This is a genomic window from Acinetobacter sp. D009, assembly GCF_038562025.1.
GTDB lineage: Bacteria > Pseudomonadota > Gammaproteobacteria > Pseudomonadales > Moraxellaceae > Acinetobacter > Acinetobacter pittii.
Genome location: NZ_CP151886.1, coordinates 3660124 through 3683089, shown reverse-complemented (window position 1 = coordinate 3683089; position 22966 = coordinate 3660124). Strand labels below are relative to the sequence as shown.

At 39.6% G+C, this 22966-nt stretch carries 21 protein-coding genes and 2 tRNA genes; 17 read left to right on the top strand and 6 right to left on the bottom strand.

Features of this window, described 5'->3' with window-relative positions:
• The first annotated feature begins 14 nt into the window (after positions 1-14).
• From AAC388_RS17595 to AAC388_RS17580, 4 genes are read left to right on the top strand one after another with little or no spacing between them, the layout of a single operon-like run.
• Positions 15-3761 carry an outer membrane lipoprotein-sorting protein gene (locus tag AAC388_RS17595; protein ID WP_342370990.1) on the top strand — a complete coding sequence of 1249 codons (3747 nt, stop codon included), beginning with the start codon at positions 15-17 and terminating at the stop codon, positions 3759-3761.
• The gene (locus AAC388_RS17590; RefSeq protein WP_342370989.1) at positions 3758-5029 is read left to right on the top strand and encodes a porin; all 1272 of its coding nucleotides are present in this window, start codon (positions 3758-3760) and stop codon (positions 5027-5029) included. The genes AAC388_RS17595 and AAC388_RS17590 overlap by 4 nt, the downstream gene beginning before the upstream one ends.
• A gap of 54 nt (positions 5030-5083) precedes the next feature.
• Positions 5084-6949 (top strand): alpha/beta fold hydrolase, encoded by a 1866-nt coding sequence (locus tag AAC388_RS17585; protein ID WP_342370988.1) that lies wholly within the window; start codon positions 5084-5086, stop codon positions 6947-6949.
• The gene (locus AAC388_RS17580) at positions 6942-7703 is read left to right on the top strand and encodes a 4'-phosphopantetheinyl transferase superfamily protein (protein WP_320561893.1); all 762 of its coding nucleotides are present in this window, start codon (positions 6942-6944) and stop codon (positions 7701-7703) included. The genes AAC388_RS17585 and AAC388_RS17580 overlap by 8 nt, the downstream gene beginning before the upstream one ends.
• A gap of 163 nt (positions 7704-7866) precedes the next feature.
• Here the strand turns inward: AAC388_RS17580 and AAC388_RS17575 are convergent.
• Together AAC388_RS17575 and AAC388_RS17570 are read right to left on the bottom strand one after the other, a co-directional pair.
• Positions 7867-7942: transfer RNA gene (locus AAC388_RS17575), tRNA-Gly, on the bottom strand.
• Between the two features lie 45 nt (positions 7943-7987).
• A tRNA-Gly gene (locus AAC388_RS17570) sits at positions 7988-8063 on the bottom strand.
• 230 nt (positions 8064-8293) lie between these two features.
• Between AAC388_RS17570 and AAC388_RS17565 the strand changes: the two genes are divergently transcribed.
• The 5 genes from AAC388_RS17565 to AAC388_RS17545 all read left to right on the top strand — a co-directional run bounded on the left by AAC388_RS17565 (position 8294) and on the right by AAC388_RS17545 (position 11127).
• Complete coding sequence (locus AAC388_RS17565) at positions 8294-8602, top strand: BolA family protein (protein ID WP_002114074.1); 309 nt, start codon at positions 8294-8296, stop codon at positions 8600-8602.
• Positions 8603-8613: 11 nt separating this feature from the next.
• Entirely contained in the window at positions 8614-9006 is a 393-nt protein-coding gene (locus AAC388_RS17560; protein WP_342370987.1) for a SirB2 family protein, read from the top strand.
• Positions 9007-9082: 76 nt separating this feature from the next.
• A complete protein-coding gene (locus tag AAC388_RS17555; RefSeq protein WP_005071966.1) occupies positions 9083-9925 on the top strand; it encodes a ParA family protein in 843 nt (280 codons plus the stop codon).
• Between the two features lie 10 nt (positions 9926-9935).
• A complete protein-coding gene (locus AAC388_RS17550) occupies positions 9936-10322 on the top strand; it encodes a hypothetical protein (RefSeq protein WP_002114091.1) in 387 nt (128 codons plus the stop codon).
• A gap of 214 nt (positions 10323-10536) precedes the next feature.
• The gene (locus AAC388_RS17545; RefSeq protein WP_017399730.1) at positions 10537-11127 is read left to right on the top strand and encodes a LysE family transporter; all 591 of its coding nucleotides are present in this window, start codon (positions 10537-10539) and stop codon (positions 11125-11127) included.
• 8 nt (positions 11128-11135) lie between these two features.
• Here the strand turns inward: AAC388_RS17545 and AAC388_RS17540 are convergent, their stop codons facing one another.
• Positions 11136-11777, bottom strand: coding sequence for a DedA family protein (locus tag AAC388_RS17540; protein ID WP_005071971.1), 642 nt, complete (start codon positions 11775-11777; stop codon positions 11136-11138).
• A 194-nt stretch (positions 11778-11971) separates the two neighbouring features.
• On the opposite strand from AAC388_RS17540, the gene AAC388_RS17535 reads away from it, so the two are divergent.
• Positions 11972-12409: a DoxX family protein gene (locus AAC388_RS17535; protein WP_002114126.1), complete on the top strand. Its 438-nt coding sequence runs from the start codon at positions 11972-11974 to the stop codon at positions 12407-12409.
• 66 nt (positions 12410-12475) lie between these two features.
• On the opposite strand, the gene AAC388_RS17530 is transcribed toward AAC388_RS17535, so the two are convergent.
• Positions 12476-13693, bottom strand: coding sequence for a DUF445 family protein (locus AAC388_RS17530; RefSeq protein WP_014208114.1), 1218 nt, complete (start codon positions 13691-13693; stop codon positions 12476-12478).
• 385 nt (positions 13694-14078) lie between these two features.
• Between AAC388_RS17530 and guaA the strand changes: the two genes are divergently transcribed.
• From guaA to AAC388_RS17495, 7 genes are all read left to right on the top strand, one after another.
• Positions 14079-15647, top strand: a complete 1569-nt coding sequence (gene guaA / locus AAC388_RS17525) for a glutamine-hydrolyzing GMP synthase (protein ID WP_002114136.1) — start codon at positions 14079-14081, stop codon at positions 15645-15647.
• 65 nt (positions 15648-15712) lie between these two features.
• Complete coding sequence (locus AAC388_RS17520; RefSeq protein WP_320539518.1) at positions 15713-16501, top strand: ANT(3'')-II family aminoglycoside nucleotidyltransferase; 789 nt, start codon at positions 15713-15715, stop codon at positions 16499-16501.
• A gap of 215 nt (positions 16502-16716) precedes the next feature.
• Positions 16717-17223: a PadR family transcriptional regulator gene (locus AAC388_RS17515; protein ID WP_320539517.1), complete on the top strand. Its 507-nt coding sequence runs from the start codon at positions 16717-16719 to the stop codon at positions 17221-17223.
• Positions 17224-17283: 60 nt separating this feature from the next.
• On the top strand, positions 17284-17589 hold the full coding sequence (locus tag AAC388_RS17510) for a DUF3861 domain-containing protein (protein ID WP_002114086.1): 306 nt from the start codon (positions 17284-17286) through the stop codon (positions 17587-17589).
• 156 nt (positions 17590-17745) lie between these two features.
• Positions 17746-18693 (top strand): pirin family protein, encoded by a 948-nt coding sequence (locus AAC388_RS17505; RefSeq protein WP_320539516.1) that lies wholly within the window; start codon positions 17746-17748, stop codon positions 18691-18693.
• Entirely contained in the window at positions 18690-19097 is a 408-nt protein-coding gene (locus AAC388_RS17500; RefSeq protein ID WP_002114081.1) for an OsmC family protein, read from the top strand. The genes AAC388_RS17505 and AAC388_RS17500 overlap by 4 nt, the downstream gene beginning before the upstream one ends.
• A 112-nt stretch (positions 19098-19209) precedes the next feature.
• Positions 19210-19878 carry a glutathione S-transferase gene (locus AAC388_RS17495; protein ID WP_320539515.1) on the top strand — a complete coding sequence of 223 codons (669 nt, stop codon included), beginning with the start codon at positions 19210-19212 and terminating at the stop codon, positions 19876-19878.
• 40 nt (positions 19879-19918) lie between these two features.
• On the opposite strand, the gene AAC388_RS17490 is transcribed toward AAC388_RS17495, so the two are convergent.
• Positions 19919-20533, bottom strand: coding sequence for an SPOR domain-containing protein (locus tag AAC388_RS17490; protein WP_005804763.1), 615 nt, complete (start codon positions 20531-20533; stop codon positions 19919-19921).
• 157 nt (positions 20534-20690) lie between these two features.
• Entirely contained in the window at positions 20691-22481 is a 1791-nt protein-coding gene (gene argS, locus AAC388_RS17485; RefSeq protein WP_270907603.1) for an arginine--tRNA ligase, read from the bottom strand.
• Positions 22482-22966 lie beyond the last annotated feature (485 nt).

Sequence of the window (22966 nt, the reverse complement as noted above, 5' to 3'; positions counted from 1 at the left end):
AAGGTAGAACCACTATGGTGACCATAGAACATGCTTTCCTTATACCGGCCGAGATTGATAAGGTTTTTAAATATCTTGCAAACCCGGGCAATGATGCAAGCTGGCAATTGTCATGTAAGCATTCAGAGCTACTAGACACTACTCCGCGTGTGGGCAGCAAGTATGAACTCAATTTGAGCTTTGCTAGTCGTGAGTTGGCCTTTAAAGGTGAAATTACACATCTGGTACCGAACGAATTGTATGCCTTCCAAGTGTTGGAAGGACCGTTTTATTACAAAGGTACTTATCGCTTCAAACCGCATCCAGAAGGTACATGGATTGAGTGGTTGTTTGAGGCAGAGCCGGGCGGCTTTTTTGGTGTATTTCCTAATGCACTGCTAAAAAAAATGGTTCTTGCCCAGTTCAAGAAAGATCTTGCTAATCTTCAGGCGCTGGCTCAGAAGGGCGGAACCTATGAGGCAGTGAGTACGCAAACGCAAGAGATTGAAGAGCCATTGGTAGAAGTCAAAAAACCATTGCAGGAGATAGAAGAACCATCGCCAGAGATCAAAAAACCATTGCAGGAGATCAAAGAGTCATCGCAAGAGATCGAAAAACCACTTCAAAAGACTCATCTAGTGATGGAGCAATATGCGCGATGGATTCTCAGACATCGCCGTATTGTACTGACGGTGGTCATGCTTTTGACGATTGCTTTGGCATATCTTGCATCTGGTGTAAAAATTATTATTGATCCAGGCGCACTTGCACCGAATGGGCATCCTTATATCACCTCGACCAAGCTGATCGAAAAAAAATTCGGCTCCAAGTATATGGTCGTGATCGGTATTACACCGAAGCAAGGTGATATTTATCAGCCGCAAGTGTTGGAAAAAGTCAAACGTATTACCGAAGAAGTGGACAACGCCCCCGGCGTTGTTCGATCAACTATGATGAGTTTGGCTGCACGTCAAGCGAAAGGGATCATGGCTAATTCGGAAGGGTTTGATGCCAAAAAATTATTGCCGACCAGTTCAGTCACTCAGGATGATATCGATCAACTGAAAAAAGTGTTGGCAATGAATCCAACTTATATGAATTCAGTGGTGTCTAAAGATCAAAGAACTGCTGCAATTTTGCTTGAGCTTGAGGAAAGTCCAGAGGGCTTCCAGAAGATGATGGCTCCGATCAACAAAATTGTAGAAAGCGAACAATCTAAAGATATGACGCTCAGTGTCGGCGGTAATCCTGTCTATCTAGATAAAGCTGAAGATTACTCTAAGCGTATCAATATTTTGTTCCCGATTGCCGTACTGGTGATTGGATTGTTGCACTTTGAAGCATTCCGCAGTAAGCAGGGTTTAATCCTGCCACTCGTTACAGCTTTGCTTGCTGTGGCATGGGGTATGGGCATGATGGGGCTGTTTAAACAGCCGATGGATATCTTTAACTCGCCTACACCAATTTTGATTCTGGCCATTGCAGCAGGGCACGCCGTGCAGTTGCTCAAACGCTACTATGAAGATTTTGATCGTCTGATTGCTCAAGGGATGGAACCTAAAGCTGCCAATAGCGAAGCTGTGGTGCAGTCTTTAGTTCGTGTTGGTCCAGTTATGGTGCTGGCTGGCGGAATTGCGGCAGCTGGATTCTTCTCTCTGTTGACCTTCAATATTCCAACCATTCGTTCATTCGGTATTTTTACTGGAATCGGGATCATCAGTACGCTGATCATTGAGATGACTTTTATTCCGGCACTACGCTCAATGTTGCCACCGCCTTCGGTTACCAAGGTCAAACGCAAAGGGCTACCGATCTGGGATTGGATTCCAAATCGTATTGGCGATGCCATTTTGTCAGTTCGTCCACGAATGATATTAATGACTGCGATTGCGGCAATTGGTGTTTTTCTTGCGATCGGCACGAGCCGTATTGTGGTAGATAACGATAGTCGGAATTTCTTCTCACGTGATCTTCCGATGCAGCAGGATGACAGGTTCTTGAATCAGTCACTTGGTGGCACAAACAGCCTTTATATTATGGTCGATACGAAGGTCCGTGACGGTATTGAAAACCCAGAGATCCTAAAAGCGATTGATAATACAGAGAAGTTCGCGAATTCAATTCCAGAGGTTGGTAAAACAATCTCTATCGTGGACTATATCAAAAGGATGAATCAGGCAATGAATGCCGATCAGCCACAGGCATTTCAGGTTCCTGCAACCAAAGATGTTGTTGCTCAATATCTGCTGTTGTATTCAATGTCTGGTGAGCCGACTGATTTTGAATCCTACATTGATACTACTCAGCGCTATGCCAAGATCACGATTCTTATGAAAACGGGCAGCAACCACCGTATCAAAGAAATCCTTGAGTCGCTAAAAACGTATATGGCGGCTCAATTGGGTGACAAGGCTGTAGTGAGTTTTGGTGGTGACGTGACGCAAACCATTGCTTTGACTGAAACAATGGTTCACGGCAAGCTTATGAACATTCTACAAATTTCATTTGCCGTATTCTTTATTTCAGCACTGGTCTTCCGTTCGATTTCAGCTGGACTGATTGTTCTGACACCACTTTTGTTCTCAATTCTTGCCATCTTTGGTGTGATGGGCTGGCTCGACATTCCGCTCAATATTCCAAATTCCCTTATCTCGGCCATGGCTGTAGGTATTGGTGCGGATTACGCAATTTATTTCCTCTATCGTTTGCGTGAAATCTTGCGCGAAGAAGGGGGAGATATCAAAGATGCTATTCGTAAAACATTAAGTACCGCTGGTAAGGCTTCTCTTTTTGTCGCGACTGCGGTCGCTGGCGGGTATGGCGTATTGTCCTTATCGCAGGGCTTCCACGTACATCAATGGCTGGCGATGTTTATTGTGATTGCGATGCTATTCAGTGTGTTTGCAACCTTAATTATGGTACCTACAATGATTCTAATATTAAAACCTCGTTTCATCTTTTCCTCAAATAAGAAAAGCATCCCCGTTGCACAAACTGTTGTGACAAGCCTTTTGTTAGGTACTGTGCTCACCTTTTCATTACCTAAAACATCTCATGCAGATGAAGTTCAAGACATTGTTAATCGTAGTGATGATGCCTCTAAATTTCTGACCTCAAGTGCTAGTGCCAAATTTATTTTGACTTCTAAAAATGGCGAGCAACGTGTGCGCTTGACTAAAAATATGACCAAGCTTGCTGGAAATACTCAGAACAATATGCGTTTGACCGAGTTTATCTCGCCTGCAGATGTACAGGGAACCACGACGTTATTGATTGAGAACTCAAAAGGCAGTGATAGCATGTTTGTCTATTTGCCTGCATTGAAAAAAGTACGCCGTCTTGCATCAGCGAATAAGGGTGATGCTTTTATTGGTACGGACTTTAGTTATGGTGATGTACTTGGCTATAAGCTAAGTGACTGGAAGTACACCAAACTGGCAGATGGCAAGTTTAATGGCAAAGATTGCTACACGATTGAAGCAACGCCAATCAATAATACGGTGAAGAGTGACTTTGGTTATAGCAAACGTCGCATGTGTATTCTCAAAGACAACTTTGTGACAGCAACCATCGATATATGGGACACAGCAGGCAAACCGTTAAAGCATATTGAGTTCACGGATATCCGTCCTTACGGCAAAGTGAAACCAAGATGGCAAGCCATGAAATCTATGGCGAAGAATCTGCAAACTCAGCATATGACACAAGTGATCGTCAATGATTTTGTTGCAGAAAAAACTTTATCCGACAAGCTTTTCTCACCTCAGAGTCTTGAAAAATGACGCAAGGTGCCTATTGGGTATTTGCATGCTGCAGTAGCTTTATGCTGCTGCAGCATGCTTATGCAGATGACAGCGAAATGAGTTTTGTAAGCCAGAACTCGGCCAGACTCGATGTCTGGTCATCAGATCGTGATTTAAGTTCGTTAAAAAACATTGGGCAAGCAAGTTTCTGGTCCAATGGCACGCTCAAGTTTAACCCTGAGTTTAAGATCCATTACGACATAAATATTGGAGACGAAACGGACCATACTGTAAACCCAGATCAGGTGAGTAAGGTGAATCGCAACTTACGTGAGTTGTATGCCTCTTACAACTGGGATCAGACGTTCTATCTAGATGTTGGTCGCCAGATTGTCGTCTGGGGGAGAGCTGATGGGATTAATCCAACAGATAATCTATCGCCCCGTGACTATACGCGCTTAGTACCAGATGAGACAGATCAACGTCTTGGAAATGATGCACTTAAATTGACGTATATTCCTGAATCTGGAACCAATAAATGGACAGCGTTGTGGTATCCGCGTAGTCGTTCAGATGTAATTCCATTGCGTCAGATTACTGGTGTTCAATATGACATAGACCGTAAGAGCCGACCTGCATTTGCAGTGCGCTGGGATTATTCTGTAGATGGTTTAGATGTGGGTGCATCATATTTCTCGGGTTTGGATCATATGCCCGATCTGTCACTCCAGTCGTTATCTCAAACAGGAGCAACTTTACAACTGAAAAATAATCCTATGTCTGTCTATGGATTTGATTTCAGTTATAACCATAACGATATCGTATGGCGCGGTGAAGCAGCATATACCCAGACTGACTCAGAAGGTAGTGAAGATCTTACGCACAAAAAAAATAATCTGACCGTGGTCATGGGTTCAGAATTAGCATTGAAGAATTCCACCGTGAGTTTAGTAGGTGTCTATAAACATACGGAGGACTTAAGATCTGCCGATAGTCTAACAAATCCATTATTGAGAGAAGTTTACCGTTATCAGCAAACCATCAGTAACCAATATGAGCGCGATCAGTATGGAGCTATGCTGCGCTATGCACTTAACCTCCTGAATGACAATCTAAAGTTAGAAGTAACAGGTTTCTATTTTGCACCAGAGCCCAATGAGATGTTGAGAGTTCGTATTAATTACAACCTTAATGATCACTGGCAATTGAATGCAGGTGGCGATCGATTCTGGGGTAGAAATGATACGGTGTTAGGACAATTTAGAGATAACAGTCTGGTGTATGCCCAGGTTCGATATAACTTTTAAGATAATTCGCTCCAAAACAATGCTGGAGTTTGCAGTCCCTAATTAAGGTGATTTATGAATAATTTAAATAATGCAAAAAAAGATAATTTTTCACGGAAGACCATATTAGTAACAGGTGCAGCAGGTTTTATTGGCAGCAGATTGATCGTTGAACTTCTACGAGAAGGTCATCAGGTGATTGCTGCACTACGCAATACGGCAACTAAGAAAGAAAAGCTATTAGGTTTCATTGCAACACAAGGGCTGACAGATCCATCTATTTCTTTTGTTGAATATGATTTAAGTCATGACTTTAAGTTGGACTCTCTACTAACGGATGCTCAAACAAAGATCCATGTTGTTTATCATCTTGCAGCATCATTTAATTGGGGCATTAGCAAAGCTGAAGCTCAGCGTACGAATGTAAAATCAGGACTTGCTCTGATTGAATGGGCTGCGACATTGAAGCAGCTTGAGCGATTTATCTGGATTGGTGGATATCGAGTCGCTACTCCACCGCAAGAGTCTGCTGATGATTTGTATTATAAATATGGTGGTTACGAAGCTTCGAAAATTTTAGGGCATCAGGCTTTTATTGAGACATGTAAGCGTTTAAATGTGCCATGGACCGCAATAAATCCGGCGACAGTCATTGATGGTTTTTATACTTATGGTGATATGCAATATATTGGTATTGCCGAAATGATTGATAAGTTATATCAAGGACGTCTGCTGGCGCTGCCTGGTGGGAGTGATACATTTCTGCCACTGTGCAATATGCAATATATCGTGAGCTTTCTCATCCGAACGATATCTTTTCCTGAGACTATTGCTCAGGAGTATGTATTACTTGATCCTGCGACACCTAAATGTCATCGTCTAGTTAACCTAGCTGCCGAGCATTTAGGGGTTAGCGCACCACATTTGCAAATACCTAAAGTTCTGCTCGAGAAATTACCTGAGGCATTGCTTGGTGGCTCAAAAGAGCAGCTCGCTTTCATTTCTAATGAAAACTATCATGTCGCTGAGACAGAAAAGATAGCTGTTAAGATGGGTATCGCAGACCTAATCAATACCAGTCCTTATTTTTCTCGTTGGATTGATCATCTGGTCCTTACACGTTTTGGTCGTATGCAAGCTCCAACACCTAGCTGTTTCAGCTATCAGAATCGATATTGGACAGAAATCTATACTAAACAACCAGTTGGTTCAGAAAAATCTTCTGCATTGTTTTTACACGGCATTCCATTCGATAGCACATGTTGGTCCCCAATAATTAATAAAATCACCTATGATCAGGTCGTTATGATGGACCTACCTGGACTTGGGCGTTCAGGTAGTTATGAGGTGATGGAAGATAACAATCATCAGTTTATTGATAATGCTGCAAAGCTTTTAGCACCAAATAGTGTTGTTATTGCTCACTCGTTAGGATGTTTATTTGCATTGAGTCTTGCACAGAAATATCCAAATAAAGTTGCACGTCTTATCCTTATATCGCCTTATTTCGTGCAGGCACAGGCCGCAAAAATATTTCAAATACAAACGATCTCTAATCTAATTTTCCGTTTTGTATCGAAAGATAAAATTGCTAAAAACCTGCATCCAGATGGACAAAAAAATCTATCTGTTGGTTATGCGATGGATTCATTACATCGGGTGTCGGTAGCCAAGCATATTAGTGAGTATATGCATCGTATTAGTTTGCCTCAGCAGAGAGTATCTCAAACAGCTTTGTTAAACGAGCTTGGCTCTAAAGTTGAAATCATTGTTGGAGAGAAGGATCCAATCGTTACTACAATAAGTCCTAATATTCCTGTACATATCATTGCTGGCGCAGGCCATAATCCGCACGTTACCCATGTAGAAGCGGTTTATGATTATCTCACACCAGTTCTAACCAAATATATCAGCACCACAGTACAGCTCAGTGATGTCTGATATTTCCAAAGTACAGGTTTATGTCTGCCCAGTTTCACGGGTGCCACAAAACCATCTCATATTGAGTCATTATCTCAGCTTTCTCAATGCGGCAGAAAAGTTGAGATATGATCAATATCATCCTCATGCTGCACGGCTTTTCTTAATTTCTCGTGTGTTAACGAAGTCTGTTTTAGCAGATAAGATGGGTATTTCACCCCATGAGGTCAACATTCAATTACAACCTAACGGCAAACCTTTTGTACAACGCAATAAAGCTGTTTATTTCAATCTTAGTCATTCAGCAGACGTTATTGTTCTTGCGGTGACTGAAGAAGGAGAAATAGGAGTCGATGTTGAACGGGTGGACCGTGAGTTCGATTGGATGCGTGTCGATAGCGTGTTAGCGCCAAGTGAAATTGAATGGATTCAGGAAAATGAAAGGATTGATCCATCCACTGTATATCAACGGTTTTTTCAAATATGGACCTTAAAAGAATCCTATATTAAATGTACTGGCGAAGGAATGAGTCGTCATTTAAAGAAGCTCAACTTTCATGTGTTAGCTGAACATATAGAGTTTCTCGATTCAACTCGTGATATTCAAAAGACAGAAGAATATTATTTCCAAAGCTATGTCTATGATCATAACTTTATCTTTTCAATCTGTTTACAACAGCTTCTTGCCCAAGAAAGATTTGATCTGGATTGTTTTCAATTGGTGCCATGTATATCTACGCATCGGATAACGCCAATACCCTGCAAATATAACTAGATTAAATCGATACAATTACTGGTTTAAAAATATGAGTCTATTAATGAAACACTTGGGCTTGAGTCGAGTTATCCTAAAAATATGCTGTGAATCGATAGAACGTAAAATCATGGATCGATAAAAAGAAAAAAGCCCCAGTCTTTCGACTAGGGCCTTTTAAATTTGGAGCGGGAAACGAGACTCGAACTCGCGACCCCAACCTTGGCAAGGTTATGCTCTACCAACTGAGCTATTCCCGCATATATAAGCAGTTTTTACTAAAACTTTCTCAAAAAAAACCAATTTGGAGCGGGAAACGAGACTCGAACTCGCGACCCCAACCTTGGCAAGGTTATGCTCTACCAACTGAGCTATTCCCGCGTGCCGCTTATAATACATTAAGCAAAACAAGGGTCAACAACTTTATGCAAATAATTATGCTGATTGCATAAAATAAAAACAGAAATGACCATTTAGCGGTATTTTTATTGTTAAGTTGCCGAATAAATAGACATTTTGTTTGAAGTTAAAGCATACAAGAGCAACTTTTGTTTGTGTGTAGACAAGGTATACTAGGTTCAAATATACGAATAATCGTAAAAGGAAAAGCTATGAGCCTTGAACAACAGTTGATTGAACGGTTACAAACACTTGCACCTAGCCATTTGGAAGTGATCAATGAGTCTGCCGGGCACGGTGGTTATTTTCCAGGTAAGGAATCTCATTTTAAAGTGATTATAGTGAGCGACGAATTTAATGGATTGCGCTTAGTTCAACGTCATCAAAAAGTATACGCCTTAGCTTCTGATTTGATGAATCCGGGCCAAATTCATGCTTTAGCAATTCATGCTTATTTGCCAAGTGAGTGGCAAGGTCAAGCACCTGCTAGCCCAGAATGTGCACATGCACCTAAAAGCTAAGGGTTAATTTCATGGATGCACATTTACTCACTAAAATTATTCATATGACTGCGGTAGCTGCTGCACTTATGGTCTTTGTTTTACGCGCTTCAACTCTGTTTATAGGTGTTCAAGGTGAACAACCCAATCCAGCAGGGCGTAAAGTATTAGTTGCCTTACAACATTTGTCATTTACCGTGGTTTTCATTACGGGTGCAATTTTGTTAGTCATGAAAGACTTTCAGGTACAACCGTGGTTTTACGCTAAAATTATTCTATTTTTAGTGTTGTTATCTTCCCTGATGAAAGCCTTTAAAAAAGATGACACTCTTTTGTTGGCACAGCGTCGTGCAGGTTTGGTCATTAGTGCGATTGCATTTATTGCTATTATGATCTTAGTGATTGTGAAACCTGTTTTTGCTTAATTGTTCTACATTCTTTGCCTTTTTGATTAAGCTCTAGGTTAAACTGCGTACAGTAAAATAATATGCAGAGGGAAACATGTTAACTCGTGTGGTGTTTAACCAAAAAGGCGGTGTAGGGAAATCAAGTATTACTGTAAATTTGGCTGCAATTAGTGCCAAACATGGCTTAAGAACATTGGTGATCGATCTTGATCCTCAAGCCAATTCTAGTCAGTATCTTTTAGGTGACGAAGCAACCTATTCTGCTGAAAAATCAATTTTAGAGCCAAATATCGAAAATTTCTTTGATGATGTGTTGGGCAACAATCAACAAAAGGGTTTAATCGGTAACGCATTAGGTTCAATTTTAAAAGCTCCAAGAAATAAAGATCTCGACAGTTTTGTTCATTCAACTCCTTTTGCAAAATTAGATGTGCTTCCAGCAAGTCCTACACTTGGCGCGCTTGAACATGCGCTTGAAAGTAAACATAAAATTTATAAATTGCGTGACTCTATTCAAAACTTAGTTGGGCGATATGACCGTATCTATATAGACACACCACCAGCATTTAACTTTTTTACTCTTTCTGCTCTGATTGCGGCAGATAAAGTACTTATTCCTTTCGACTGTGATGTTTTTTCAAAGCGTGCGTTACAAACATTGATTGAAAATGTTCTCGAAACGCAAGATGATCATAATGATCGCTTGGAAATTGAAGGAATTGTGGTGAATCAATTCCAATCCCAAGCAAAATTACCTCGGGAAGTGGTTCAGCAGTTAAAAGATGAAGGGTTGCCTGTACTCAATAGCATGTTACCGCCTTCGATTTTGATGAAAGAATCGCATCAGAAAAATTTACCTTTGGCCCATTTGGCACCCGAACATAAATTGACTCAAGCTTATGAGACATTGTTTGGTGAGATTGAGCCAAAACGATAAGAGAAAAATGATGAAAGGCTTATATATTGCGCCTTTGGTGGCAGCCACTTTACTCCTTGGCGCTTGTGCTACAACGGTAAAACCGACTTATGTGTCTCCGACACAATATCAATCTTTGAGCTGCCAGCAGCTTCAAAGTGAATATAACCGTATTCAGCAATATATCGACAATGGCGTGCAAACTCCAAAAAGTACAGGTATGGGTGTTGGTCTTGGACTCGGTGGTGGCTGGGGACGAGGTGGTTGGGGATTCGGTCCATCTATTTCTGTAAACATGGGACAGTCTTCTTCAACGAAAAATACCGAACTTTCACGTGTTTTAGGCCAACAAGAAGCAATTGTTCAGGCTGCCCAGTTCAAGAATTGTCCAATTATTGTCCGCAAAAAGACCAATTAATAGTCAACTTTACATCGCAATATGCTAACTAAGGCATGTTGTGATGAATAAAGTTTAGCAAAATGTTTCATAATAAAATTAATATAAATAATTGGTTTATCAATTTTTAAGCTTCCAAAATTCTGTATTTTCTGTAATCAAAAAGCCTTATAAACTTGCTATATTTTGCCTGTTTCGTTTAAGGTGGCCCCATCTTGGATATTATGGAAACTTTATGATTGAGAGTTGGTTTTTTGTATTGGCAATGTTGGCTGTTTTGCTCATTCCTGGGCCGACAAATGCTTTACTTGCAACCGCTGCTCATTCTCAAGGTTTATCTAAAGCATTTTGGCTTATTCCTATGGAATGGTTAGGCTATGCCTACGGTATTAGCTTTTGGGCTGTGTTTATTCATTTGGCAGCACCAGTTTGGCCGGCGTTATTGCTCATTTTACATATTACAAGTGTGGCGTATGTGTTCTGGATGGCATTCCGATTATGGAAAACCACCCATTTACAACAATTTAGTCAAACTCACCGTAACATTCGCCCACGTCAATTATTCTTCTCAACCTTAAAAAATCCGAAATCTTTACTTTTTGCTGCAGGTATTTTCCCTGCCGAAACATGGAATTCGCCTGAAAATTGTCTAATGGTATTTGGTGTTTTTACATTGACGCTCATTCCAGCTGCAAGCTTCTGGATGATTTTTGGACGTGCACTATTAACGGGTCCAGTACAAAAAATAAAAGCCGATCATTTATATAAAGGATCGGCTATGTTGCTTATTTTATGTATGCTTCCAGTGGTATTCCGTTTCTTCTAAATTAAGCCTTAAGCATTGGTTTTCCGGCTTTTTAGTTTTTCACGTATAAAGCCGATGATACCCGGTAAAACACTAATAATAATGATGCCAAAAATAAGATGAGTGAAGTTGTCTTTAACGATTGGCATATTTCCAAATAGATAGCCTAACGCCACAAAAGAAGCGACCCAACAAAATGCGCCAATCACATTATAAGTTAAGAAAAACTTATAGTTCATGCTACCAGCACCCGCAACAAAAGGGGCAAAAGTACGGGCAAATGGAACAAAGCGAGCAAAAATAATTGTTTTGCCACCATGACGAGCAAAGAATTCTTGGGTTTTAATTAAATGCTGCTTATTAATGAATCGTGAATTCATTTCAAATACACGTGGACCGATAAAACGACCAATATGGTAGTTCACTGTATCGCCTAAAACGGCAGCAATGAAGAGTAGAGCACCCAATAACCATGGATCCATCGCACCTGTAGATGCTGCTAAAGCACCAGCTGCAAATAGTAGACTATCTCCCGGTAAAAACGGCATAACCACTAAACCGGTTTCGACAAAGATAATTAAAAATAAAATGCCATAAATCCACGTCCCGTAATTTGTAATAAACTCGGCGAGATGTTGATCAACGTGTAGAATAAAATCAAGAAGTTCCATGAGATGATTAAGTGGTAAACCGTGCTCAAATCCTAGCAGTGACCCTATAGAAAGTCAGTATAAAACATCAAAAATATACAAATTGATCATCCTGTTTGTGCAACGATATATATGGATTTTGAGTATTTAATTATCAATGTCCCAAACCTAGAATGAGCTCATCAATAAATAAGCATTTAAATAAAGGTGGCAAAATGTTTAATCCAAATGTAGTGGTCAAAAATATCGTAACGCAATCAGGCGCGGACAGTTTTATTAGCCTTATTGCTCGTCTTCTTATGGCTTATATCTTCCTTGTTGCTGGTTGGGGGAAAATTACCGGTTATGCAGCAACTGCAGGATATATGGAAGCAATGGGTGTACCAGGTGGAATTCTTCCTTTGGTGATCTTGGTTGAGTTTGGTGGTGGTTTAGCCTTGTTATTTGGTTTCCAAGCACGCTTTGCAGCTTTCGGTCTTGGTATCTTCAGTATTTTAACTGCATTCTTGTTCCACCAAGGTGGGGCTGATGCAGCGGCACAATACAATAATGGCATCCACTTTATGAAAAACTTAGCAATGGCAGGTGGTTTATTCTTCCTAATGCTTCATGGTGCTGGCCGTATTAGTCTGGATCATGCAATCGAGAAATAATATTCAAGACAAAATAAAAACCGGATGAGCAATTCATCCGGTTTTTTTATTTCTTTATTTTAAAAATTAAAGCATAAATTGGATTTGCAATTCCCCAACCACGAAACCAAGAACTGCGCCGACTGCAATCAAGGCCCACTCATCTTCTTTAAATGCAGGACGTAACATCCCTTCAAATTCAGAAGGTGTTAATTTTTGCATACGTTCAATGAGTGTGCTACGAATATTCATTGCATCTTCTGCATAAGACTCTACATATTTCATCGTCTCTGGAAGCTGTTGCATAATACGTTCAGCAACTTGTGATTTCATATTCTGATATTTTTCTCCACCAATTGCATATACAACTAACGGACGAATAACCCCAGCTTGCATATCAATTTCTTGTTTGACATGCCGGTTAACCAGATCAATAACACGTGCAGAATGTGTACCAGAAAATAACTCTTCCATCATGTGACGTGAAGTTAAAAGCTGCTTAGAAATTAAAGCTGCATAGTCAGCTGCAACTTCATTTTGGCGTTTAATAAACAGACCTTGCCATGTGTAACCCAATATCTTTTTAGGATAAAGTGGTCTAAACATCATTTGCAGTGCAATCCAGTCACTGAAGAAACCCACAAAACCACCAAATAAAGGTAGCATCCAAGGATATTTTCCTTGAGTGACAATCCAGCACAGCATCTGAATTACACCAATACCGAAGCCAAATACAAAGCCTACATTACTGAAAAATTTAAATTCTTGTTTCCCTACACGTTTAAAAATATTGTTGAGCAAACGTTTATCTTTAAGCAAGTTGCTGATAACAAGATGTTTAATATCAAAGTATCGATTCACATCACGTTGTACTTCGCTCATGATGTGTTCAACAATTTCTGGTGCTTTGGATTGCACACGACGGATAAGTCTTTGGCGAGCAAATTCTGGCATGCCTTCCCATAAACCAGGCTGATACTCTTGAGCAACGTCACGGGTAATGTCTTCAGCCGCTGCAAGTAGGGGTTTTTCTATTTCTTTGGCAATACGTTTAGGATCTAGGCGTGCAAAAATTTCTTCAGGTTTAATCAGCTTTGCTGTCATGAGCTCAACAGCAATGGTTGCCATTTTCTCAGCTTTGCGAGGCACAATACCTTGCCAACCCAAAAATGGTTTAATACCTTTAAATTCAAGTGGTGAAAACATCATCTGGATGGCAACCACCTTGGTGATATAGCCAATTAAGCCACTCATAAAAGGAATAGAGACATACAACCAAAAATGTTGCTGGAAATCTGCAATCATAGTTTGAAGCATTGTTGTTCCTTAGATTTCTATTGATTTTGATAGGGGGCAACAAGCCATAAAAATGGATAATTGTTTAAGCACAGACAAATATCGCTTATGGTATTTACCTTTCCATGGTAATGCCTGTTTTATCGGCTCATCTTAACATCAAATTCAAGGCGATGTTGCATAGAATGTGATGAATTTATCAATACACATGGAGTTTTTAAGCGTAACCCATACAGTTGATAAATATAAGTAAATTTTGATTTATATCAAACAATCCAATTATAGAAATGATTCTGATATGAAAAAAATAAGATATATGATGATTTGCGGTGCGCCGAAGCGCGAAAAATGTTAAAATGGCGCGCTTAATTCTTTTGCCATTTAGTGGTTTGTCATGACTACCAATACTCAAATTACTGAAGATCGTATCCTGATTCTGGATTTCGGCTCTCAATATAGTCAGCTCATTGCACGTCGTGTACGTGAAGCTGGTGTTTACTCTGAAATGTATGCTTTTGATATGTCTGAAGAAGACATTCGCGCTTTTAAGCCAAATGGCATTATTTTGTCAGGTGGACCTGAGAGCGTGCATGAAGAAGGTAGCCCTCGCGCACCACAAGTAGTGTTTGAGTTAGGCGTTCCAGTATTGGGTATTTGCTATGGCTTGCAAACCATGTCTGAACAGTTAGGCGGTAAAGTTGAGCCGGGTACTGTACATGAGTTTGGTTATGCCGAAGTTGATATCGTTAAACGCGACCAACTGATTGGTAACTTACAAGACCGTGAAAATCAACTTCATGTTTGGATGAGTCATGGTGACAAAGTTAGCCAGATTCCAGAAGGCTTTACCATTACTGCAAGCACACCAAGCTGTCCAGTTGCTGCTGTAAGTGATGAAGCGCGTCGTTTTTATGGCGTGCAATTCCACCCAGAAGTAACACACACGGCAAAAGGTGAAGAGTTACTTGCAAACTTCGTTCATAAAATTTGTGGATGTGGTGGCCTTTGGACACCTGAGCACATCATCGATTTACGTGTAGAACAATTACGTGAACAAATTGGTAATGAAAAAGTTCTTTTAGGCCTTTCAGGTGGTGTTGACTCATCTGTCGTTGCTGCGCTTTTACACAAAGCAATTGGCGACCAGCTAACATGTGTATTTGTTGATAATGGTTTACTTCGTTTAAACGAAGGTGATCAAGTGATGCAAATGTTTGCTGAAAACATGGGTATCCGTGTTATTCGTGCAGATGCTGAACAACGCTTTTTAACTGCATTGGCTGGTGAAGTTGATCCCGAGAAAAAACGTAAAATCATTGGCCGTGAATTCATTGAGGTATTTGCTGAAGAAGCACGTAAACTTGATGGCGTGAAATTCTTGGCACAAGGTACGATTTACCCAGACGTAATCGAATCTGCTGCAAGCAAACAAGGTAAAGCACACGTCATTAAATCACACCACAACGTGGGTGGTTTACCAGAAGATTTAGCATTTGAATTGGTAGAACCTTTACGCGACTTATTCAAAGACGAAGTTCGTAAATTAGGTACTACACTTGGCTTGCCACATAGCATGATTTACCGCCATCCATTCCCGGGCCCTGGTTTAGGTGTTCGTATTTTGGGTGAGGTGAAGAAAGAATATGCTGATATTCTTCGTCTTGCTGATGACATCTTCATGCAAGAGCTTCGTGACAGTGGTTGGTATGATAAAACTGCTCAAGCGTTTGCTGTGTTCCAACCTGTTAAGTCAGTTGGTGTAGTGGGTGATGGCCGTCGTTATGCATGGGTAATTGCGCTTCGTGCAGTTGAAACGGTTGACTTTATGACAGCTCGTTTTGCACATTTACCATACGAATTGGTTGATAAAATCTCAACGCGTATTATGAATGAAATTAAAGATGTATCACGTGTTGTATATGACGTGTCATCTAAACCACCAGCAACGATTGAGTGGGAATAATTAAATGAAAAGGCAGGATTTAATCCTGCCTTTTTTATATCTGTTTCTTCCAAAGGAGGTGAGAGATGCCTGATTTAATTCAGTTAGAATATCTACAAGAAAAATTACAGCAGCTTTTAGCGGAATCATTATTTGCAATTTATCTTTATGGTTCAGCTGTTGACGGTGGTTTAGGGCCAGAAAGTGATCTTGATGTACTGGTCGTGGTCACTCAACCATTAACTTCTGCTTTACGTGAGCAGCTTGCACAAGAATTACTAAAAATTTCACAGCCTGTTGGGGAATTACAAAGGCCATTAGAAGTTACTATTTTATTAAAAGATGAGATTCAGTCTGGAATTTATCCTTTAAGTTATGAAATGCAATTTGGTGAATGGCTGCGTGAAGAGCTTAAAGAAGGTGGAATATTGAGCTCACAGAAAGACCCAGATATTAGTATATTGCTTAGAAAAGCGAGATCTCATCATACAGTTTTATTTGGGCCAGCTTTAAACCAATGGGCACCTGAAATTTCTGATCAAAAACTATGGCAAGCAATGTCTGACACTTATCCCGAAATTGTAGCGCATTGGGATGAGGATGCAGATGAAAGAAACCAGATTTTAGCTTTATGCCGGATCTATTTTAGTTTAGTGATGAAGGATATTGCTTCAAAAGACAATGCTGCACGATGGGTTATGTCTCAGCTTTCTGATGAGCAGAAATTCGTATTGCAGCGACTTATACAGGAATATAGAGGGGAAATCGGCAAACAAAATTGGCAAGAGGAGCATTATGCTTTGCAGCCTATTGTCAATTTTTTGAGTTCAAAAATTGAAGAGCAGTTTGAGCAGAAAAGAAATCTGATCACATAATAATTTTTTGATTCTGGCTTTATTTACCGACTTTGCTAAACATGTGGCTATATAAGAGTGCTTAAGCACTCTTTTTTATTACTTAGATTTTAAAGCTAAAAATTAATTTTGATAACTATCAAAGCAATAGATCAACTCTTATTACTTTTACTTGATCAAAGATATATTAAGATATATCTTAATAATTATAAATTGATCATTTTGGATCTTAAAAGATGAAACAACAATCAGAACAGCATCATGCTGAACATCATCGTTCGGGACGCCGTGGAAGACTTTTTAAAGCTGGACGCATGAAACTTTTGGTACTCCACCTTATTCAGCAAAGCCCAAAGCATGGCTATGAAATCATTAAAGAAATAAGTGATTTGGTAGGCGATGGCTATACGCCAAGCGCAGGAACAATTTATCCAACATTAACCAGTCTTGAAGAAATGAAGTTGATTAATTTGCTGGATGTAGAGCGTAAGCAATATCAAATCACGGAATTTGGGAAAGCTTACTTAACTGAACAACAAGACAAGTTGAAAGAGTTATTAGAAAAACTACGTTTAAGACGAGAAATCCACAGTAATGATGAATTAATCGAAATTCACCGTGCAATGGAAAACCTAAAAACAGCCTTACGTTTGAAGTTGAACTCGGCAGGTTTACAGCAAGAGCAGATTTATCAAATTGCCGAAAAAATTGATCAGGCTGCTGTTGCGATTGGGCGCCTATAAGTCGACCTTAAACAAGTTGAAATTCTTCAAAGTTATTAATTTTTAAGAGAGAATTTATATATGAAACAACATCAATATCATGTCACGGTACAACACTTAAAAAATGCAAAAGGAGAGGCCTCTACTTATACTGAACGCCTTGAGTTCTATGCGGGAAATCATGACGATATTTTTGAAATTGTTGAACGCTTAAAAAAAGCAGATTTTTTTGATGATGAAACAACAAAATCTTTTGGAGTTGGGCTAAAACTTTTTAGTGAGGTTATGCTTGAAAACCGTGACCACCCACTATTTCAAGAGTTTCTCCCACAATTTGGTCAATTTATGAAAAACCTGAAACAGCTCGTTAAAACTCAATCATCTTAAGCTGCTCAATGCAGCTTTAATGTTATGTAATTAACAAATGATTGTCTCATTCATAGCACCCTGTGTATTACTAAAAGACTATATTGAATAATGAGTGTATTGTTAAGATCATTACAACGACTCATTGCAAAAGCATAGGTAAAAGAGAGTAATATCATGAGCAATAATAATGATTACGATATTTCTGATTCAAAGGATTGCGAAAAATTTGCCAATCAGTTTATTCAGGAATTTCCAATTCGCTCTGCTGAAATTGGACAGGGGACAGTCATTAAGCGGGCTTTACCTAGCCGACAAAAACGAATGATTGGTGCGTGGTGTTTCCTAGATCATGCGGGCCCAGTCACTTTTCCGGCGGGTGATGGTTTAGATGTTGGTCCTCATCCTCATATTGGTTTGCAAACCTTCACGTGGATGATTGAAGGCACCATGATGCATACCGATAGTCTAGGCTCAAAACAACTGATTCGACCTAAACAAGTTAATTTAATGACGGCAGGTCACGGAATTTCACATACAGAAGTTGCACCTGATACAGAAACTCAAATGCACGCTGCTCAGCTCTGGATTGCCTTACCAGATGCTAAGCGCAACATGGACCCGAAATTTGAACATTATCCTGAACTGCCTGTTGTTGAGAAAGACGGTCTAGAGTTTACCGTGCTTGTGGGTGAATATTTGGCAACTACTTCTCCAGTCTTGGTACATACGCCGTTAGTGGGTGTTGACCTCATTGCTACCGAAGATACGAAAACCCGCATTCCATTAAATCCTAATTATGAATATGGTTTTATGGCGCTTGAGGGTAGTGCTCGTGTAAATGGCCATGAGTTAACTGCTGACAACATGGTGGTATTAGATACGGGTCTTAGTGAAATTGAGATTGAAGTAAAAAAAGGCAATCGTATCCTTTTGATTGGCGGTGAACCGTTTGAAACACCAATTTTGCTATGGTGGAACTTTGTTGCACGTACAATGGGTGATTTAAAAGAAGCCCGTGAGCAATGGATTAACCATGATACACGTTTTGGTGAAATTCCAGATTATGTTGGTGCACGTTTAGAAGCCCCTGTTCTTCCAGATCAAATGAGAGCATCAAAATGACAGCAGTAATTGCAAGCAGTAAAGCAAAGCCCCTTGCTGAACAATGGAAGGGCGAAATCACCAGTGGTCGTCACCAATATTTTTGTGATGAGCCAGAAAAGTTAGAAGGGCAAGATCAAGGCCCAGCGCCATATGATTTGCTCACTGGAAGTTTAGCCGCGTGTACGCTCATTACTTTAAGAATGTACGCAAAGCATAAGGGTTATGATTTTGGTGAGTTTTCGGTTGAAATCGATTTTCATACCAATAGAGAACATGAAGAACATATAGAACGTCGTATTGTTTTTAAAGACTTACCAAACGAAGAGCTTCAACAAAAAATCTTAGCGGTATGCGGTAAAACCCCAGTCACTAAAACTTTGTTACGTAGTTTAGACATTCATACTGTGCTTGTTACAGCGTAAAAATGCTATTTTGTTGAGGTGGATGATTTTATATCCATGCCACAAATGGAATAAAACAGCATGTTCACATGCTGTTTTTTATGTAAAAAGAAAAATAAAAGTAGGCAATAATATGATTAGTGTACACCACCTGGAATGTTCGCGTTCGTTTCGAATTTTATGGGCTTTAGAAGAGTTAGGCTTGGATTATGATATTCATTACTATCAACGCTTACCTAATTACTCTGCTCCAGAAACATTGAAATGTATTCATCCATTAGGTAAAGCTCCAATTTTGACTGATGATGAGCAAGTCATCGCAGAATCTGCTGTGATTTTAGAATATCTGCAGCAGCATTATGATCAAAAGCAACAATTTAAACCTACACAACCTCAAGATTTACAGCAATATATTTACTGGATGCACTATGCTGAAGGTTCGCTTATGCCACTACTGGTCATGACTTTGGTCATGAATAGTGTAAACAAGCATGTGCCATGGTTAATTCAACCAGTAGCTAAAAAAATCACGGAAGGGGTGAAGGCAAATTTTGTTCGACCACGTATGAAAGATCATATTAGTTTTTTAGAAAACTATTTGGCAGAGCATGAATATTTTGCAGGTGATTTTTCCTTTGCTGATATTCAAATGAGCTTTCCTTTGGAAGCTTTACAATCTCGCTTACAGGGTAAATACCCTCATATTCAAGCGTTTTTACACCGTATTCAGCAAAGACCTGCGTTTCAAAAAGCGAGACAAAAGGGAATTGGTTCTAATGAAAGGAATTGTGCTGATATTTAAAAGAAAAGGAACAAATATTTGTTCCTTCTTTATTTTCACTTTACTTGCGTTTGATCACGATAGAATCAATGCCACTGTGTTGTAAGGTCTGCTGAGCAGCCAAGGCAGCGTCTTGAGTATCATACGGTCCGGAAATAACGCGATACCATGTTTGTCCGTTTTCAGTACTTTTGACTACGTCCGCAGATAAGCCATTTAAAATGATTTCTGCACGGCGGGCATCAGCCTGATCAGGATCGTTATAACTACGAACTTGTAAAATATAGGTAGGTTGCTGAGGAGTTGTAGCTGACTGATTCGGGTCAATTCCTACACTTTCAGAGGCCGCTGGTTGAGTGGTACTTGGTGCCTCAACGATCATAGCAGTGCCTTGATTTTTGCTTTCAGGGATCGCTTGTTCAGGAATAGGGGTAACCTGTTGTTGAGGCAATAGGTCGTAGAAGCGATAGTCTTTATTAGTATCTTCTTCTTGATAATGTTCAGAAGTAATCTGATTTTTCGCAGGAACAGGTTGCCAAGGTTTCCAAAGCATAAGCATTACAGCGATACATAAGACCGCCAAAATAGCGACAAGTGTCCCTAACCATTTGGGAATTAGGGGCTTTTTAGGCTTATTAGGTCTTTCAGATACACCGCGTTGCGTTTTGCCAAACACGTGGATTATTCCTCTGTATTTTGATTGTTTTTTAATTCGAGTTTGAGTCTCGTCTTACGATGCTAAAAACAGTGGTTTGTATTGATATTTTAGCTATACAAACCACAGCTTACTATATATTGCATGACCTTTAATTTGCTGTCATGCAATATATTTATTACATAGATTCTGGTGCAGATACACCAAGTAATTCTAAACCATTACGAAGCACTTGTTGTACATTGATTGAAAGCAATAAACGGGCTTGTGTAAGCTCTGCATCATCGCTTAATACTTTATGTTCATTGTACCAACCATGGAACAGGGCAGCTAACTCTTTTAAGTAATTACCAACCTGATGAGGTTCATAGGCATTTGCCGCTCGCAACACTGCATCTGGATAAGCTGCCAGTTTAGCAAGAATCTCGGTTTCTGCATCAAGAGACAAGCGTGCTGCATGTTGGCGAGCAGTATTTACGTCGAATTGTAAATCTGTGCTTGCTGCTTTTTCTAACATACGACAAATACGTGCGTGTGCATATTGAATATAGTACACAGCATTGTCTTTACTTTGTGAAACAGCAAGGTCAAGGTCAAAGTCGATGTGTTGTTCACTCTTACGCATTACGTAGTAGAAACGAGCTGCGTCATTGCCTACTTCTTTACGCAAGTCACGTAATGTTACGAACTGCCCAGAACGAGAAGACATTTGAACCATCTCGCCGCCACGCCATAAACTTACGAACTGAACTAAAAGAACAGTCAATTTCTTAGAGTCGTAACCCATTGCATCAATCGCCGCTTTTACGCGAGAAATATAGCCATGGTGGTCAGAACCCCAAATATCGATTAGGTCAGTATAACCACGTTGTAGTTTATTTAAGTGGTATGCAATGTCAGATGCAAAGTAAGTCGTTTGGCCATTCCGACGCTTAACAACACGGTCTTTTTCATCACCAAATTCAGTCGACTTGAACCAGATGTTGCCATCTTTTTCATAAAGGAAACCACGTTGATCAAGTGTTTCTAAAGCTTCATCAATTTTTGCACTAAGAGATGCTTCACTAAACCATTGGTTGAATGTTACACCAAAGTCAGCAAGGTCATCTTTAATGTCATCTAAAATGGCATGAAGAGCAGCTTGGTGGAATACGCGGTAACCTTCACCTAATAATTGTTGTGAGTTGGCAATAAGGCCATCAATATGCTTTTCTTTATCACCAGATAACACAACTTTGTTGCCTTCGCTATCTAGCTCTTCAGCATATTGCACATCTTCTGGTACATCTTTATAAACATTCGCAACTTCACGAACGTAAGCATCGCCATCTTTATCAATAATGCCTTGTGCGATTTCTTTAACGTAATCGCCTTGATATGCATTTTTAGGGAATACAAGGTTTTGTCCAAGTAGTTCCAAATAACGTAAATAAGTAGAAGTCGCCAAAATATCCATTTGACGACCAGCATCATTCACGTAGTACTCACGGTCAACTTTAGCACCCGTTGCTTCAAGTAAATTAGCAACAGTCATACCGTATGCCGCACCACGTCCATGACCTACGTGTAGGCTAGACGTAGGGTTTGCAGAAACAAATTCGACTTGAATCTTTTTCGCTGCATTTGCTTGGCTACGACCAAAAATTTCTTTTTGTGCTTGAATTTGATCAAGAATAGCAAAACGCTGGTCTGCATTTAAAAAGAAGTTAATAAATCCGGGTCCTGCGATTTCAGCTTTACTGATATCTGCCACTTCTGGTAATGCAGCGAGAACTTTCTCAGCTAAATCACGTGGTTTCATACCAGCAGCTTTCGAGCCGATCATGGCAATATTAGAAGCAAAGTCGCCATGGCTTCGGTCTTTGGTGCGTGTTAAGTTGCTTGTGTTTTTCCAGTCGGAAGGAAGCACCCCTTCTTGTTGAAGAGTTTGCACTGCATGGTCGAGAGCTGCTTGTATTGCCGTATTCATATCAATCGAAAATAGATGTCGCAGAAAAACGTCAAATATAGCAAATTTCCGATGACTTAGGGGAGGGGATTTAATATTCCAATAATTCTTTATGCAAATTACTGATGATTATTTTTTAAATGAATGTCGGTTGATAAATCGCCTTATTATACTGAAAATAATGAATTACAAGCCTTCTGGGCAGTTTTTGTGAGTAAATTAAGTGTTTAATTTAATATTATTTCCTGAGGAAATACCTGTTTCCGCTAAATCATATAATTATGGCTTTTAAAGTTGAGAAAATAAAAGAAATTTTTAAAATCATAAAAATATTAAAATACTGATTTTTATTATTTATTTTTAAACATGTTTTAACTAAATAGTGTTTAATTTTAACATCACGGTTTAAAATATCTATTTTGATCGAATTAGGCTTAAGCTTATACGCACAAAGAGTTTTAGAGACCATACAAAACGTGTTTTTCTCTACTCTAAGCTGGAAAATG